The sequence below is a fragment of the Bradyrhizobium sp. JYMT SZCCT0428 genome, assembly GCF_018131075.1.
Taxonomy (GTDB): domain Bacteria; phylum Pseudomonadota; class Alphaproteobacteria; order Rhizobiales; family Xanthobacteraceae; genus Bradyrhizobium.
The window spans coordinates 178,468-195,143 of the sequence record NZ_JAFCLS010000005.1 but is presented as its reverse complement, the minus strand read 5'-3'; the positions used below and the strand labels follow the sequence as shown (position 1 = coordinate 195,143).

At 62.0% G+C, this 16,676-nt stretch carries 12 protein-coding genes and 2 pseudogenes; all 14 read right to left on the bottom strand.

The features are described from left to right. Positions 1-59 precede the first annotated feature (59 nt). Positions 60-1,436, bottom strand: a complete 1,377-nt coding sequence (locus JQ575_RS07200; protein WP_212032527.1) for a sigma-54 dependent transcriptional regulator — start codon at positions 1,434-1,436, stop codon at positions 60-62. Further along, a complete protein-coding gene (locus tag JQ575_RS07195; RefSeq protein WP_249166485.1) occupies positions 1,429-3,318 on the bottom strand; it encodes an ATP-binding protein in 1,890 nt (629 codons plus the stop codon). Before JQ575_RS07195 ends, JQ575_RS07200 begins: the two co-directional genes overlap by 8 nt. After that, entirely contained in the window at positions 3,311-3,598 is a 288-nt protein-coding gene (locus JQ575_RS45640; RefSeq protein WP_312015901.1) for a cytochrome d ubiquinol oxidase subunit II, read from the bottom strand. The genes JQ575_RS07195 and JQ575_RS45640 overlap by 8 nt, the downstream gene beginning before the upstream one ends. A gap of 100 nt (positions 3,599-3,698) precedes the next feature. Next, positions 3,699-4,262 (bottom strand): annotated as a pseudogene (locus JQ575_RS45635) (cytochrome d ubiquinol oxidase subunit II); the annotation flags it as partial. Between the two features lie 47 nt (positions 4,263-4,309). Then, positions 4,310-5,702 (bottom strand): annotated as a pseudogene (locus tag JQ575_RS07185) (cytochrome ubiquinol oxidase subunit I). 81 nt (positions 5,703-5,783) lie between these two features. Beyond that, on the bottom strand, positions 5,784-7,106 hold the full coding sequence (locus JQ575_RS07180; protein WP_212032526.1) for an NAD(P)/FAD-dependent oxidoreductase: 1,323 nt from the start codon (positions 7,104-7,106) through the stop codon (positions 5,784-5,786). Between the two features lie 52 nt (positions 7,107-7,158). Continuing rightward, on the bottom strand, positions 7,159-9,435 hold the full coding sequence (locus tag JQ575_RS07175) for an NADP-dependent malic enzyme (protein ID WP_212032525.1): 2,277 nt from the start codon (positions 9,433-9,435) through the stop codon (positions 7,159-7,161). A 73-nt stretch (positions 9,436-9,508) separates the two neighbouring features. Then, the gene (phaP, locus tag JQ575_RS07170) at positions 9,509-9,931 is read right to left on the bottom strand and encodes a TIGR01841 family phasin (protein ID WP_212032524.1); all 423 of its coding nucleotides are present in this window, start codon (positions 9,929-9,931) and stop codon (positions 9,509-9,511) included. Between the two features lie 21 nt (positions 9,932-9,952). Then, a complete protein-coding gene (locus JQ575_RS07165) occupies positions 9,953-10,354 on the bottom strand; it encodes an acyl-CoA thioesterase (protein ID WP_212032523.1) in 402 nt (133 codons plus the stop codon). 9 nt (positions 10,355-10,363) lie between these two features. Next, positions 10,364-11,089: an acetoacetyl-CoA reductase gene (gene phbB, locus JQ575_RS07160; RefSeq protein WP_212032522.1), complete on the bottom strand. Its 726-nt coding sequence runs from the start codon at positions 11,087-11,089 to the stop codon at positions 10,364-10,366. Positions 11,090-11,215: 126 nt separating this feature from the next. Continuing rightward, a complete protein-coding gene (locus JQ575_RS07155; protein ID WP_212032521.1) occupies positions 11,216-12,388 on the bottom strand; it encodes an acetyl-CoA C-acetyltransferase in 1,173 nt (390 codons plus the stop codon). A gap of 93 nt (positions 12,389-12,481) precedes the next feature. Beyond that, on the bottom strand, positions 12,482-13,849 hold the full coding sequence (locus tag JQ575_RS07150; protein WP_212032520.1) for a dicarboxylate/amino acid:cation symporter: 1,368 nt from the start codon (positions 13,847-13,849) through the stop codon (positions 12,482-12,484). 28 nt (positions 13,850-13,877) lie between these two features. Further along, positions 13,878-14,852, bottom strand: coding sequence for a TAXI family TRAP transporter solute-binding subunit (locus JQ575_RS07145; RefSeq protein WP_212032519.1), 975 nt, complete (start codon positions 14,850-14,852; stop codon positions 13,878-13,880). Between the two features lie 57 nt (positions 14,853-14,909). Further along, complete coding sequence (gene lpdA / locus JQ575_RS07140; RefSeq protein ID WP_212032518.1) at positions 14,910-16,661, bottom strand: dihydrolipoyl dehydrogenase; 1,752 nt, start codon at positions 16,659-16,661, stop codon at positions 14,910-14,912. Positions 16,662-16,676 lie beyond the last annotated feature (15 nt).

Below are 16,676 nucleotides of genomic sequence, written 5' to 3'. Positions count from 1 at the left end.
GCCAACGGCACGGGTTCGGCCAGTGCGCTCGCCCGGCGTCGCAATGGTTCGCCGGGGGCTCATGATCCGACGCGGACGGTTGAGCCCTCCCTGATCCCGTCAACGTTCACAGCAAGGCGCTTGATCTTGTCGTACAAGGTCTGTTTCGGGATTCCCAAGATCGTGGCGGTCGCCTGAACGTCGCCCTGCTTGCGCCGCAACGCGTCCTCGATGATTGATCGCTCGATGTTTTCCAATTGTCGCGGCAACGCCAGATCAGACGCACCGAACCCGGACTTGTTGATCGCCTTGCCATCGAGAACACCGAGCACGAAGCGGTCGGCGACGTTACGAAGCTCGCGTACGTTTCCCGGCCACGAATAGGCCAACAGGACGGACAGCGTCTGCTCGTCCAATATCGGCGCGTCGCGCTCGAACCGCCTGGCGGCATCGAGCGTGAAGTGCTCGAACAGCAGAGGAATATCTTCACGCCGCTCGCGAAGTGGCGGCAGTTCGATGAACGCGACACCGAGGCGATAGTAAAGATCGGCGCGAAACAACCGCTTCTCACTGAGTTCAAGCAAATTCACCTTGCTCGCCGCCACCACACGGCAATCCACCGAGATCGGCTTGTTCGTGCCGACACGCTCGATCGACCGATCCTGCAGTGCCCTCAGCAACTTCACCTGTACGCTGAGCGGCATGCTCTCGATCTCGTCGAGAAACAGCGTGCCTCCATTGGCATATTCGATCTTTCCGATGCGCTGGCGGGTTGCGCCGGTAAACGCCCCGACTTCGTGGCCGAACAGCTCGCTCTCAACGAGCGATTCAGGGAGACCGCCGCAGTTCACCGGGACATAGTTGCCGCCGCGCCGCGCGCTGTGATTGTGGAGGCAGCGCGCGACGACATCCTTTCCGGTTCCGGTCTCGCCATAGATCGTGACGTCGACATTGGTCGAGGCCAATGTGGAAACGAGCCGGCGCACTTCCTGTATTTGCGGCGAGCGGCCGAGCAGGCTCGCCTCGATGCCCTGGCGGTCCGCGAGGGCCGACCGGAGCGAGCGCACCTCCAGGGTCAACCGTCTCTTTTCGGTCGCCCTGCGCACCACCGAGACGAGCTGCTCCGACGAGCACGGCTTCTCGATGAAGTCGTAGGCGCCGTTTCGCATCGCCTGCACGGCCATGGAAATATCGCCGTGCCCGGTGATCAGGATCACCGGCAGATCCTGATCCAACCTGTGCAGATCGGACTGCCATTCAAGGCCGCTCTTGCCGCGCAGGCGGACGTCGCAGACCACGACAAAGGGCATGTCGGAGCCCACGGACGCGTTGGCCGTCTCGACGGACGCAAATCCCGAGACCGAAAACCCCGCAAGTTCGAGAGCCTGAACACCGCCGATCCGGACATCGTCGTCGTCCTCGACGTAGATCACGCCAATTGATTGGTCATCACCCATGCGAAGCCGCCTCTGTTATGTCAGCCAACGGAAGGATCACGACAAATTCGGCGCCACTGGGAAGATTCCGCGCGCGCAATTCGCCGCCAAAGGTTCGCGCGATGTGGTTGGACAGCATCAGACCCAGACCGAGCCCCTTGCCCGCAGGCTTGGTCGTCACAAAAGGCTCGAACATGCGCTGGAGAACATCGGAGGAGATCGCCGGACCGCTGTTGCTGATAGCGATGCGGCAGCGCTCGGCTTGCCCCTCGTCTCTGGTTGCCCGGATCAGGATCGCCTTTCGCTCGACGCTCTCCACCGCATCCAGCGCATTCGCCACAATGTTGCACAACAGCTGCTCAAGCCGCGTTTGATCGGCCACGACGCTGAGGTCAGCGTCAATATCCGACACCACGGCGACGCCGCCCTCCTTGACACGCGCGGCAAGTATCTTGAGCGATTCAGCCACGGCATGCTCGACGGAAACCGCCGCAAGCGGGCTGCTTGATTTGTATGCGAAAACCCGTAGCTGACCGGTCAAGCGTCCGAGCCGCCGTACCAGCTCGCCGATACGGGTGAGGTTTCCGCGCGCATCGCCGACCGACCCGCGATCGACAAGCAGTATGGCGTTGTCGGCCGCGGTCTGCAGTGCAGCCAGAGGTTGGTTCAGTTCATGTACAATTCCGGCCGACATCTGACCGAGCGCAGCCAGCTTGCCGGCATGGACCAGATCGTCTTGGGCTGCGCGCAGTTCAGCGGTTCGTTCCTGCACTCTGATCTCGAGCATGTCGTTCGCCGACTGCAACGCCGCCTGGTTGGCCAGCCGTTGCTTGATCCCTCGTCTGCGCTGCTCGACGAGGCCCAGCGCAAGCAGCGCAACGATGGAGGCAAGACCGGATATTACCCCGATGATGAGCGCAGTCTGCCGTGTGGGCGCCTCGTCGTCGAGAAGAACGAGCTTCCACAGACCGCGGTTGATTGGACGCTCGCTGACCGTATAGGCGGTCCCGTTTTCGGTGGTGATTCTTGCGGCGCCGCTCCCGGACTGAACCACGAAGGCCCATCCGAGCGGCGCCAGGTCGTGGTTTCCGTAAGGTTTGGATCGCGCAATGTCATCGCGCGTCTGAGCCGACAGCGGCGCCACCGGGCGATAGCGCCACTCGTCGCGGGAGGCAAGTATCGTCACCTTGCGCTCGTCGACCAGAAGAATATCGTTTTCAGTGTTGCGCCACGCACGCTCGAACGAATCCAGATTGACCTTGACGGTGGCGACTCCTTTCGTCGTCCCCCCATCCTTCAGGGCATAAGACAGGTAGTAACCGGCGCGCGCGGTCGTGATACCGACGCCGTAGAACGCCCCCCGGCCGCTCGCGAGTGCTTCGCTCACATAGGGGCGATACGACAGGTTCTCGCCGAAGGGTGTCCCGGGCTGGTCGAAATCCGCCGCGGCAAGCGTCGCGCCGGAGACGCCGAGGACATAGAGATTATCGGCTCCCGCAAGCAGATTGATCGACTTCAGATAAAGGCTGACGGTTTGCTGCAGTGCGGGATCGTTGGGAGCCCCGAGCAACCGGAACACATCAGGTGACGTCTCCAAAAGGGATGGCAGATATTCAAATCTTGAAAGATGGCCGTCTAGCCTGGCGGCCTCGACGGCCAGCCGCTGCTGAGCCGCAGCGTGCAAATGGTCGAGGCCCCGGCGGAACGTCACCGCATATCCGAGCCACGACACCGCGGCGACCAGCGCGAGGGCAAATGCGCCGCGAACAAACCAACGTGTAGAAGTGGGCGCCACAAAACTGACTTTGGGTGGCCCCTTGTTCACCAGGGATGGAAGCTCCGTCATCTTGTGAACCAGCACGAACCCGGGAGCGTCGGCCACTGCGGACGACCACTCAAGCATAGTCCAACTCTATGGTCTTGCCCCGGAATACGCGATAGGAAAATCCGGTATAGGCGATAATGACAGGCAACGTGACGCAAACACCGATCAGGATGATTTTGAGCGCCTCGGGGCTGCTGGCGGCTTGCCAGACGGTAAGCCTGTCGATCACCACGAACGGATAGATGCTGTAGCTGAGACCGAGGAAGCTCAGGAAGAAGACGAGCACCAGCAATGCGAAGGGCAGCCAGCACAGGCTGCCGCGTACGGCCGGCGACCCCAGCAACAGGCGCGCCGCCACTAGCGCAACCGGTCGTGATCGGGATTGACACCACTGCAATCATCGCCGGCAGGGTAAACCACCTGACGCGAACGGTCTCGCTGATCCACGGCGTTGCCATCGAGATCAGTATCAAGCCCACGACCATGGGCGGCCAGGCGATTTTGCTCCACTCGATCGCCTTGTCCTGGAGCTCGCCCTCCGTCTTCATCACAAGCCATGTCGCGCCAAGCAGCGCGTATGCCATCGGCAGCGCCACCGCAATGGCGCCCGCAAAGATCGGATAGTTCCAGCCCTCACCGAAGCCGCTGATGTAGCGACCGAGCATCCAGCCCTGACACAAGGACGCAAGCATCGATCCGGCGATGAACAGGCGGTCCCACTTCGCCTTCCGGTTGGCCTTGCCCTTGACCCTGAAATCAAAGGCTGCGCCGCGCAGGATCAGCCCAACCAGCATGAGCGCGGTCGGCAGGTACAGTTCCGACAGGACCAGCCCGTGTGCCTTGGGGAAAGCGATAAGGAGCAGGCCAACGCCAAGGACCAGCCACGTTTCATTGGCATCCCAGAACGGACCGATGGACGCGACCATGGTGTCCCGCTCCTCGGGCGTCGCCCGATGCATCAGCATGCCGACCCCGAGATCGTACCCGTCGCTCACGACGTAGACGAGCAGTGATACCCCCATCAACCCGATGAAGATCAGAGGAAGCAGTTCGTCGAACGACATGGAGATCATGCGAATTCCCCCTGGCGCTGGTGTTTCTGCGGGCCCGCTGTGGCGCCTTCCGTTATAAGCGGCGCTCCACCCTTATCCGCCGTCTCCGACATGTATTTCAGCACGCCGACATAGGCGACAAGCAGCGCCAGATAGACCGCAATGTAGATGCTGAGGGTCAGGGCAACGCTCGATGAAGGAACACGCGAGGCGACGTCGCTCGTGCGGATCAGGCCGAAAACGATGAAGGGTTGGCGTCCGATCTCCGTGACATACCACCCGGCAATGGTCGCGACCCAGCCGGCAAAAGTCATCGCCGCGAACAGCTTGAGCATCGGTCGCGGCATCCGAGCGAAATCCCAGCCATCACGCCAATGCCGCCACAGGCCGATCCAACTGACCAGCAGCATCAGGATGCCGATGCCCACCATGATCCGGAAGCACCAGAACACCGGAAAGACCGGCGGATGGGCCGATGGAAACTCGTTCAGTCCCTTGATTTCGCCGTCGGGATCGTGCCGGAGGATCAGGCTCGCGAGTTTTGGTATAGCCAGCTCGAAACGGTTAGATCTCGCCGCATCATCCGGGATCGCAAACAACACAAGCGGGGCTCCCCGCGTTGTTTCCCAGACACCTTCCATCGCCGCGATCTTCTGCGGCTGATGCTTCAGCGTATTGAGCCCGTGAAGGTCGCCAGCCAGTATCTGCGCGGGCGCGGCCAACGCAGCGAAAATCAGGCCGGTCCGCAGCACGCGCGAGGCACTGTCGGTCGCGACGCCCCTGAGGATCTGCCAAGCGCTGATCCCGATCAGCAGGAACGCGCATGTCAGCGCGGATGCGAGCATCATATGGACGAAGCGGTACGGGAACGACGGGTTGAATATGATTTCCAGCCAGTTCCGCGCGTGAAACTGGCCGTCGACGATCTCGTGGCCCGCCGGCGTCTGCATCCATGAATTCAAGGCAAGTATCCAGAATGGCACTCAGCATCGTGCCGAACGCGACCAGGAACGTCGATCCGAGATGGATCATCTCGCCGACCCGGCGGTGGCCGAACAGCATCACGCCGAGAAAGCCCGCTTCCAGAAAGAAGGCGGTCAGCACTTCATAGCCGAGCAGCGGGCCGGCGATGTTCCCGACGCGCTCCATGTAGCCCGGCCAGTTGGTGCCGAACTGGAAGCTCATGGTGACGCCGCTGACGACCCCGAGCGCGAATGTCAGGGCGAATATCTTGGTCCAAAGCCGGTAGGCGCGCAGCCAATCCAGCTTTTTCTGCGGGTCGGTCGCGCGCAAGTGCTTCAGCCGGAAAAACAGCAGAACCCAGCCCAGCGCGATCGAGATCGAGGGAAACAGAATGTGGAACGTGATGTTGGCGGCAAACTGGATGCGCGCAAGGACCACAACATCCATCAGGACTCCCTCCAGCTTGGGCGCAGCGCCTTCGCGTCAATCAGGCTTGCATCGACCGAATTCATCCCTCCCGTCCCACCGTCAATGCAGCTTTACGTGCGGCTCGGTGCGCCGGGTGATCAGACGGGCCAGCGTGTCGAGCGCCACCTTCACCGAACCGTGCAGCGCGTGTTCGTGCATCTTGTAGAGAGAGAGGTACATCATCCTTGCGAAGATACCTGCGAAGACGAGGTTGCCGCCGACCAGCGATCCCATCATCGAGCCGACGGTGCTGAATTCACCGAGCGACACCAGTGATCCGAAGTCCCTGTACCGATAGTCCTGCAACGGCTTGCCCTGCAGGTGCCGTGGAATCTGGGCGTAGAGATGGGAGGACTGCTGATGGGCCGCCTGCGCGCGAGGCGGCACATTGCCGTGTTCTCCCCATGAGCAGGCCGAACAGTCGCCGATGGCGAAGATATTGTCGTCACGCGTCGTCTGCAGCGTCGGTCGGACGACGAGCTGATTGATGCGGTTGGTTTCGAGGCCGGCGATATCCTTCAGGACATCCGGCGCCTTCACGCCTGCGGCCCAGACAATCAGTTCGGCGGGGATCGTCCGGCCGTCCGCGAGGCTCACATGGTCGGAACCGACCTCGGCGACCTTGGCGCCGACCAATACATTGACCCCGAGCTTGTCGAGCAGCTTCTGAGTCTCTTTCGAAACCCGCTCCGGCAGTGCGGGAAGTACCCGTTCGGCGGCTTCGATCAGCGTAATCCGGATGTCCTTCTGGGGATCGACCTGATCGAGGCCATACGCCACCACTTCACGCGTCGTCCTGTGGAGTTCGGCCGCAAGTTCGACGCCGGTCGCGCCGGCACCGATGATTGCGACTTTTAATTGGTGCGCTCCCAAAGGCGAGGATTGGGCGTGCGCACGGATGCACGCATTGACCATTCTTTCGTGGAACCGCCGTGCGTCCGACTGCGATTCGAGCTTGATCGCATGCTCCACAACTCCAGGCGTGCCAAAGTCGTTGTTCTGGCTTCCGACGGCGACGACGAGGATATCATAGTCAAAGGTCCGCTTCGGCGTGACCTCGCGGCCCTCGGCGTCGAAATACGGCGCCACCTGCACCTGACGGCGATCCCGATCGATCCCGATCATCTCGCCGATCCGGTAGCGAAAGCCGTGCCAGTAGGACTGCGCGAGGTAGTCGACCTCGTGAGCGGAGATGTCCATGCTCCCGGCGGCAATCTCGTGCAGTTTCGGTTTCCACACATGCGTGCGGTTTCGCTCGATCAGGGTGATGTCGAGCTTTCCCTTGCGTCCGTATTTGTCGCCCAGGCGCGTCGCAAGCTCCAATCCGCCGGCTCCGCCTCCGACGATCACAATCCTGGCTTTTCCCACCTGCGGCTCATTCATGACGGCCTCAACCGATCGAGTTCACAGCTCGCCCAACCGCGCGTCTTCCCGGTCAGGCTCGCTCGGAGACGGCGTCTGCGATCGCGACGGCAGCCATGTTCACAATGCGCCGCACCGTGGACGATGGCGTAAGGATATGGGCCGGCTTTGCCGCTCCGAGCAGAATGCCGCCCACGGTCAGCCCCTGGCCCGCGGCCATCCGCAACAAATTGTAGGAGATGTTGGCGGCGTCGAGATTCGGCATGACCAGTACATTCGCCGGACCGACGAAGCCGGAATCGGGAAACTCGTGATCGAGTACCGACTGCGACAGCGCGGCATCCCCGCGCATCTCGCCTTCCACGGCCAGATCGGGCGATCGTTCGCGAATGATCGTGCGCGCCTCCCGCATCTTGTGCGCTTCCGGAACGGCCGAGCTGCCGAAGCTCGAATGCGACAACAGCGCCACCCTCGGCGCGATGCCAAACCGCCTGACCTCGGCCGCCGCCAACAATGCGATGTCGGCGACCTGCTCGGCAGTCGGATTGAGATTGCAGTGGGTATCGCAAATGAACAGCTGATGCTGCGGGAGAATGAGCATCTGCATCACGGCAAGCGTCCGCACGTCCTCCCGCTTCCCAATCACGTTGCGTATGGCGGCCAGGTGATCGGAGGTCCTTCCAATCACCCCGCACAGCATCGCGTCGCCGACGCCCCTCTCGAGCAGGATCGACGCGAGCACCGTCGCGTTGCCCCGCGTCTCAGACAGCGGCAGCGCGGCCGACACGCCATCGCGCTTCCTGCGCACATGGTACACGTCGGCACATTTGGAATAGACCTGCGCATCGTGCGGATCGATGATCTCGCAGTCTTTGCCCGGCGTGAGCCGGAGACCGAACGCCTTGATCCGCTCCTCGATGGTCGAAGGCCGGCCGAGAAGCAGCGGTTTTGCAACCCTCTCGTCAACGATCACCTGTGCCGCGCGCAGCACGCGCTCGTCCTCGCCTTCCGCCAGCAGGAGAGACTTGCCGCTTCCCTTTGCCACGGAGAATACCGGCTGCATTGCGTTGCCGGATTGGTAGACGAAGCGGCTCAGCTGCTGGCGATAGGCTTCCATGTCGGTGATCGGGCGCTTCGCGACGCCGCTGTCGGCAGCGGCCTTGGCTACGGCCGGTGCAACGACCTCGATGAGGCGCGGGTCAAGCGGCTTTGGAATCAGATAGTCGCGGCCGAAGCGAAGATTCTCCCCTTTATACGCAGCAGCCACCACCTCGGGCACTTCCGCCATGGCCAGATCCGCCAACGCACGGACCGTCGCGAGCTTCATCTCCTCGTTGATCGTGGTCGCTCCACAGTCCAGCGCGCCCCTGAAGATGAATGGAAAGCACAGGACGTTGTTGATCTGGTTGGGGTAGTCCGATCGCCCCGTCCCGATGATCGCATCGGGGCGAACCGCCAGCGCGGCCTCCGGCATGATTTCGGGTATTGGGTTGGCCATGGCGAAGATCAGGGGATCTCGCGCCATCTTCTTGACCATGTCGGGCGTGAGCACATTGCCGGCCGACAGGCCGAGAAAAATGTCGGCATCGTGGATGATCTGGTCCAGCTTTCGTGCCTCCGTCTTCACGGCATAGCGCGCCTTGTTGTCGTCCATGCCTTCGGTGCGACCGGCGTAGACCACGCCCTTCGCGTCGGTCACGATGATGCAATCCTGCGGCAATCCGAGGCTGACGATGAGATCGAGACAGGCCAGCGCGGCGGCGCCGGCGCCGGAGCAAACCAGCTTGACGTCCGCGATGTCCTTCTTGACCAGCTTTAGCCCGTTGAGGATCGCCGCCGCCGCGATGATCGCGGTGCCGTGCTGGTCGTCGTGAAAGACCGGAATCTTCATACGCTCGCGCAGCTTCTGCTCGATGTAGAAGCATTCCGGCGCCTTGATGTCCTCCAGGTTGATGCCGCCGAAGGTCGGCTCCATCCTGGCGATCGTCTCGATCAGCGCATCAGGATCCTCCTCGGCGAGCTCGATATCGAACACGTCGATCCCGGCGAACTTCTTGAACAGGCACGCCTTGCCCTCCATCACCGGCTTGCCCGCCAAGGGGCCGATATTGCCGAGACCGAGCACGGCGGTGCCGTTGGTGATGACGGCCACAAGGTTGCTGCGCGCGGTCAGCTCATCCGCCTGCAACGGGTCCTTGGCAATGGCCATGCAAGGTTCGGCCACCCCGGGTGAATATGCGAGCGACAGATCGCGCTGCGTCGCCATCGACGTCGTCGGCACAACGGAGATCTTCCCCGGCCTCGGCAGGCGATGATATTCGAGTGCGGCTTCCCTCAGATCCTGATCCATCATATTCCCCGATTTTGCTCTTGGTTCGAGAGGCGGATGCGCCCCTCTCCTGCTTTTGTTCAGCCGGCGGCTCTCAGGCGCTTCCGCCACGGACGCGCATCGCGGCCATCCCTTCCTCGAAGCGCTGGCGCAGTATCTCGATCGTCTGCTTCTGGGACTCGGTCGCGGTCTCGGCGAGCTGGCGCATGTTGGCGAGAGCTTGCTCGAATCCCTGCCGGGCGATTTCAGTACGGCGGCCGGTTGCGGTTTCGTTGCTTGCCTCGGCGGCGATCGCCTTCATGGTTTCCTGGAAAACCTCGGTCTGCCGTGCCATCAGGTTTCGCCAGCTCTCATATGCCGAACGATTGACCTCGGTGAGCGCGTCGATGTTCTTCTCCATGTCGATCAACGACATCATGTCAACGCCGCTGATCTGGCAGGATTCGATGAGCTTGGCGAAGTCGAACCCGGGGAGGCCCCAGTCAGTATCGCTTGCCTTCGATTTGCCGTCGGACATTTCCCTCTCCTTCATTGGTGGTTACTGCGATGCTTCCGCTTGTCGATCGGACCCGATCGGCACCGGTCGCCCTTCGGCGTCGAGTGCAACGAATGTAAAGATGCCTTCCGTCACCTTGACGCGATCCCCCAGGCGGCGGCGCAACGCCCAGGCCTGCAGGCGGACCGCCACCGACGTACGCCCCACACGCTCCGGCGACGCGTACACGCACTGGACATCCCCGACATGGACCGGCTTGATGAAATGCATCGCCTCGATCGCGACCGTCGCGACACGCCCCTGCGCGCACTGGCCGGCATGGATGCCACCCGCGATATCCATCTGGGAAAGCACCCAGCCACCGAAGATATCGCCGCTCGGATTTGCATCCGCAGGCATGGCGAGCGTTCGCGTCGTCAGATCCCCTTGTGGCTGCATCGACATGGCGGTGCCTCAGACCATGCTCTGGCCGCCGTTGGCGGATATCGTCGAGCCCGTGATGAAGCCGGCATCGTCGGATGCCAGGAACAGCACCGTTCGCGCGATCTCGTGCGGTTCGCCCAGACGGCCGACCGGGATCTGGGGAAGGATGTTCTTGGCCACGATCTCCGGGCTGATCGCCTTGACCATCTCGGTGGCGATGTAGCCGGGACAGATGGTGTTGACGGTAATGCCGGAGCGAGCTCCCTCCTGGGCCAGCGCCTTCACAAACCCCATGTCACCCGCCTTGGCGGCGGAATAATTGACCTGGCCCATCTGGCCCTTCTGGCCGTTGATCGAGGAGATGCAGATCACGCGGCCGAATTTGCGTTCGCGCATTCCCTCCCACACCGGCCTCGTCATGTTGAACAGCGAGTTCAGGTTGGTGTTGATGACCGCGTACCATTGGTCCGGCGTCATCTTGTGGAACATGCCGTCCTTGGTGATTCCAGCGTTATTGACCAGAACGTCCACCGGGCCCAGATCGGCCTCGACCTGCTTGAGGCCTGCGACGCAGGCGTCGTAGCTCGACACGTCCCATTTGTAGGCGTTGATGCCGGTCTCGCTCTTGAACTTCGCGGCCGCCGCATCGTTGCCGGCATAGCTCGCAGCCACCTGGTAGCCCGCCGCCTTCAGCGCAATCGAGATCGCCTCTCCTATGCCTCGCGTTCCACCGGTCACCACCGCAACTCTGGACATCGTCTCCTCCTGTTCCTGATCGGTTCAACTTGTATGTGCCGGCCCTTGGGGAGCCGTTCTCGTTCGCGGACGGCCAGGTGCCGTCCGCGCGTCGCTCCGGCCGAAACGGCCGGCCCGTCCGCCGGTCTAGCGCTCGACTGTCAGCGCGACGCCCATGCCGCCGCCGATGCACAGCGTGGCAAGGCCTTTCTTGGCGCCGCGCTTCTGCATCTCGAACAACAGCGTTGTCAGAACGCGTGCACCGGACGCGCCGATCGGATGGCCGATGGCGATGGCGCCGCCGTTCACGTTCACGATCGACGGATCCCAGCCCATGTCCTTGTTGACGGCGATCGCCTGCGCCGCAAAGGCCTCGTTGGCCTCGACGAGATCGAGATCCCCGACCTTCCACCCGGCCTTTTCGAGCGCCTTACGCGAGGCCGGAATTGGGCCCGACCCCATCACCGCGGGATCGACGCCGGCGGTCGCCCAGGAGACGATCTTCGCAAGCGGCGTAAGACCGCGCTTGCTGGCCTCGTCAGCACTCATCAATACAAAAGCTGCCGCGCCGTCGTTGAGGCCGGAGGCGTTGCCGGCGGTTACCGTCCCCTCCTTGTTGAAGGCCGGCTTCAGCTTTGCCAGCGCGTCCTGCGTCGTACCCGCACGGATATATTCGTCCTGGTCGACGACGACGTCGCCCTTCCTGGTCTTGACGGTAACGGGAACGATCTCGTCCTTGAACCGGCCGGCCTTCTGCGCGTCCTCGGCCTTGTTCTGCGAGCCAGCAGCGAACGCATCCTGCTCTTCCCGGGTGATTTGCCATTTGGTGGCGATGTTCTCCGCGGTCACTCCCATGTGATAGCCGTGGAACGCATCGAGCAGGCCGTCCTTCAGCATGGAGTCGATAAACTTGGTGTCGCCCATCTTGGTGCCGTTCCGCATGTGCGACAGATGCGGCGCCATCGACATCGATTCCATGCCGCCGGCGACGATCACCTTCGCATCCCCGTTGGCGATCTGCTGCAATCCAAGCGCCACCGACCGCAGGCCCGAACCACAAAGCTGGTTCATGCCCCACGCCGTCTTCTCCTGCGGAATGCCGGCCGCCATAGCGGCCTGCCGCGCCGGATTCTGCCCCTCGCCGCCGGACAATACCTGGCCCAGGATTACCTCATCGACGTCACCAGGCGAGACCTTGGCGCGATCGAGCGCGCCCTTGATCGCCACAGCCCCCAGTTCGTGGGCAGTCAGCGAGCCGAACGCTCCATTGAAAGAACCAACCGGCGTCCGCGCGGCGGATACAATTACTACGTCAGTCATATTCAACTCCTCGTTTGATGTTCCCTGCGCTGCCCGAGCCGTTGCCAAGCGCGGCAACAGGCTCCAGGCCGGCAGCCTCTGCCGTCTCTAGGGTCAAGCGACCACTGGCCGGGGCGCGCCTGCCTCCATCTCGTCATCCGCTATCTTTACCGACTCCGGATCATCAGCTTCGACATCGCTCTCCTGGTTCAGACGTCGATGAAGCATTCTTTCGTCGAGCGCCCCTTCCCATTTGGCGACGACCACTGTCGCTACGCCATTTCCTACAAGGTTGGTGAGCGCGCGCGCCTCCGACATGAAGCGGTCGATGCCAAGGATCAAGGCGATGCTCGCGACCGGAATCGTCCCGACGGATGCAAGTGTTGCGGCTAGCACAATGAAGCCGGATCCCGTGACACCAGCGGCGCCCTTGGACGTCAGGAGCAGAACGCCGATGATGCCGAGTTCTTGCCAGATCGTCAGGGGCGTGTTCGTCGCTTGCGCCAGGAAGATCGCGGCCATTGTCAAGTAGATACAAGTGCCATCAAGGTTGAACGAATAACCGGTCGGAATAACCAATCCGACGACCGATTTTTCGCAGCCAAGATTTTCGGTCTTGGCGATCATGCGCGGCAGCACTGATTCCGATGACGAGGTGCCAAGCACGATCAGGAGTTCTTCCTTGATGTAACGGATGAACTTGAAGATCGAAAAGCCGCTAAGGGCAGCAACCGAGCCGAGCACGACAAAGACGAACAACAAGCATGTTACGTAAAACGCCAGCATGAAGTTGGCCAGCGAGATCAGCGTCGCCACGCCATACTTGCCGATCGTGAACGCCATTGCGCCGAACGCTCCGATCGGCGCAAGTCTCATGATGTAGCCCACGATCTTGAAGAACACGTGGCTCACGACATCGATCAGCCGCAGCACGCCCTCACCGTGTTGACCGAGAGCTTGCAGGCCAAATGCAAACAGGATTGCAAAGAACAACACCTGCAGGATTTCACCATTGGCAAAAGCGCCGACGACGGTCGACGGGATGATGTCCATCAGGAACTGGACCGTGCCCTGCTCCTTCGCTTTTGCGGTGAAGGCCGCAATCGATTTTGTGTCAACGGTCGACAGATCGAGGTTCATGCCGACGCCCGGTTTCCACAAATTGATAACGATAAGCCCGATGATCAGCGCAGCCGTCGTCAGCACTTCGAAATAGATCAATGCCTTCAAGCCGACACGTCCGACCTTCTTCATGTCGCGCATGCTGGCGATACCATGCACAACCGTGAAGAAGATGATCGGCGCGATGATCATCTTGATGCATTTGATGAACGCATCGCCGAGCGGCTTCATCTGCTCGCCAAGCTGAGGATAAAAATGGCCCAGTAATACGCCGGCTGTGATTGCAGCCAAAACCTGCACATAGAGGTGCTGATACCATTTTACGGCATGGGGACCGCCTGTTGTTGCTGCTGTTGCCATATCCTATTCCTTCCCTAAGGACTGTTTCTCAGTCTGAATGCACAACCCCGGGCGTAACCCTGCTGCGATACCAACTGACCGCGCCGCCATGAAGCGGAATGAAATTGTTGCGCATGATGTTGGAGGGGATCGTTTCCGCCGCCGCCGGATGAACTTCGACCAGCCGCTCGTTATTGGCGAACACGGTGTCGACGATGGCTGTGACCAGATCGTTCGGCAAATCCTTGTGCGCTACGGCAAAGTTGAACAGGCCGATCGTGTCGTACCGGCGCCGCAAAGTAGGATACGAACCCGCCGCAACAACGGATGCGGAGAGTTCCGGCATCGTCAGGCGCAGCGTTGCGATCTCCTGCCGCGTGAGAGGGAGGTAGCGCACCTTCGCCTTGCGCTCGATATCGATAAATACCGGAACCGGCACGCCGGCGCCAACCGCAAGCGCATCGATGCTTCTCGCCAACGACTTCTCCGCAAGCTCCGCCCAATCGCCGTGAACCAGGGTGGCCTCGATCTTCAGCGCCTTGAGGAACTCGGGAAAGTAGGCGGCGGTGGTGCCACCCTCGGGCCCGACACCGATACGCTTGCCGGCGAAATCGGCAAACGATTGAATCGGTGATTCACTGAGCACCTGAAACTGAAACGGTGTATCGTACATCGCGAACATGGCGCGCATGTTTCGGTATTGCCGCCCATCGGTCCAGGCAGCGCTGGCGTTCCAGGCTTGCAACGCCACGCCTTGGGTGACGAAGGCCAGCTGAATTTCGCCGGTCTCGAGCAGCTTGATATTCTCGACCGGACCGCCAGTCGGTCGCGCCACCACCGCGATGCCGAGTTCTCGCGAGAGCAGTCGAGCCAGCCCTTCACCATAGGCGTAGTAGGTGCCGCCTTCCGACGCGGTGCCGAGAGTGAGCGTCTGGGGCCAATGCGCCTCCGCCGCCGACGCCAGTTTGGGTGGAAGCAGAACAAATGCGAGAAGGATCAGAATTCGCCACGCTCTTGAAACCATGACTGCCTCCCTCATTTCAACCGCACCCTTGTTCTGGCAATTGGTTGGACTTCAGCGTCACTTTTTCTTTTGCGGCGGAAGGTCCGTGCAATGGCCCTCGAACACCTCGGCCGCCATGCCGATCGACTCGCCGAGGGTCGGGTGCGGATGAATGGTCTTGCCTATATCGGCCGGCTCGCAGCCCATCTCGATCGCAAGGCAGATCTCGCTGATGAGATCGCCGGCATGCGTGCCGACGATGCCGCCGCCGACCACGCGATGGGTCGCCGCATCGAACAGCAGCTTGGTAAAACCCTCGTCGCAGCCGTTGGCGATGGCGCGGCCCGACGCCGCCCATGGAAACACCGCCTTGCCGACCTTGAGACCCTCGGCCTTGCACTGCTCCTCGGTCTTCCCGGCCCAGGCTACCTCAGGATCGGTGTAGGCGACAGACGGAATCTGCCGCGCGTCGAAATACGACTTCTCGCCATGCGCGACTTCCGCGGCCACATGGCCCTCATGCACCGCCTTGTGCGCCAGCATCGGCTGGCCGATGATGTCGCCGATCGCGAAGATATGCGGCACGTTGGTGCGCATCTGCCTGTCGACGTCGATGAAACCACGATCGCCCACGGCAACGCCGGCCTTCTCGGCGCCGATCTTCTTCCCGTTCGGGCTGCGGCCGACCGAGACCAGAACGAGGTCATAGACCTGCGGCCCGGCAGGCGCCTGCTCGCCCTCGAAACTCACCTCGATCCCGGCTTCCGTCGCCTTCGCACCCACCGTTTTGGTCTTCAGCATGACCTTGTCGAAACGGCCCGCGTTCGTTTTTTCCCAGACCTTGACCAGGTCGCGGTCGGCTCCCTGCATCAGGCCGTCGAGCATTTCGACAACGTCAATGCGTGCGCCGAGCGTCGAATAGACCGTCGCCATTTCCAGGCCGATGATGCCGCCGCCGATCACCAGCATGCGCTTGGGGATCGATTTCAGCAGCAGCGCGCCGGTCGAATCGACGATGCGCGGATCGTCGGGCAGGAACGGCAGTTTCACCGCCTGGCTGCCGGCGGCGATGATGGCCTTGGCGAATTTGACCGTCTTCTTAGCCCCAGCCGAGATCACTTCGAGGTGGTGCGGGTCGAGGAAGGCGCCGACGCCGGTCACAACCTCGACCTTGCGGGCCTTCGCCATGCCGGCCAGGCCACCGGTCAGCTTCTTGATCACGCCATCCTTGAAACCGCGCAGCTTGCCGAGGTCGATCTGCGGCGCGCCAAAGGAAATGCCGTGGTCGGGCAGATGCCTGACCTCGTCGACGACGGAAGCCGTATGCAGCAGCGCCTTGCTCGGGATGCAGCCGACGTTGAGGCACACGCCACCGAGCGTGTCGTAACGCTCCACCAGCACGGTCTTCATGCCGAGATCGGCGGCGCGGAAGGCGGCCGAGTAGCCACCGGGACCGGCGCCCAGCACCACTACGTCGCATTCGATGTCCGCCTTGCCGGCATAGGACGCGGCGGAAGGAGCGGCCGGCGGCGGGCTGGCGGTCGCCGCCGGCTGCGATGCTGGCGCAGGCTTCGGCGCTGCAGCCGCGCCTCCTGCCTCCAGCACGAGGATGGTCGATCCTTCACTCACCTTGTCGTCGATCTTGACCCTGACCTCCTTCACGATGCCGGCGTGAGACGATGGAATCTCCATCGACGCCTTGTCGGACTCGACCATGATGAGGCTGGTGTCGACCGCGACGGTCTCGCCGGGCTTCACCATGACCTCGATGACGGCAACTTCCTTGAAGTCACCGATATCCGGAACCTTCACTTCGATCTGCTGAGCCATGCTGCTTCCCCCGAT

Bases quoted from the DNA above. Each gene is read 5' to 3' on its own strand.
- JQ575_RS07200 (WP_212032527.1), bottom strand. From the start codon at position 1,436: ATGGGTGATGACCAATCAATTGGCGTGATCTACGTCGAGGACGACGAC.
- JQ575_RS07195 (WP_249166485.1), bottom strand. From the start codon at position 3,318: ATGCTTGAGTGGTCGTCCGCAGTGGCCGACGCTCCCGGGTTCGTGCTG.
- JQ575_RS07180 (WP_212032526.1), bottom strand. From the start codon at position 7,106: ATGAATGAGCCGCAGGTGGGAAAAGCCAGGATTGTGATCGTCGGAGGC.
- JQ575_RS07175 (WP_212032525.1), bottom strand. From the start codon at position 9,435: ATGGATCAGGATCTGAGGGAAGCCGCACTCGAATATCATCGCCTGCCG.
- phaP (WP_212032524.1), bottom strand. From the start codon at position 9,931: ATGTCCGACGGCAAATCGAAGGCAAGCGATACTGACTGGGGCCTCCCC.
- JQ575_RS07165 (WP_212032523.1), bottom strand. From the start codon at position 10,354: ATGTCGATGCAGCCACAAGGGGATCTGACGACGCGAACGCTCGCCATG.
- phbB (WP_212032522.1), bottom strand. From the start codon at position 11,089: ATGTCCAGAGTTGCGGTGGTGACCGGTGGAACGCGAGGCATAGGAGAG.
- JQ575_RS07155 (WP_212032521.1), bottom strand. From the start codon at position 12,388: ATGACTGACGTAGTAATTGTATCCGCCGCGCGGACGCCGGTTGGTTCT.
- JQ575_RS07150 (WP_212032520.1), bottom strand. From the start codon at position 13,849: ATGGCAACAGCAGCAACAACAGGCGGTCCCCATGCCGTAAAATGGTAT.
- JQ575_RS07145 (WP_212032519.1), bottom strand. From the start codon at position 14,852: ATGGTTTCAAGAGCGTGGCGAATTCTGATCCTTCTCGCATTTGTTCTG.
- lpdA (WP_212032518.1), bottom strand. From the start codon at position 16,661: ATGGCTCAGCAGATCGAAGTGAAGGTTCCGGATATCGGTGACTTCAAG.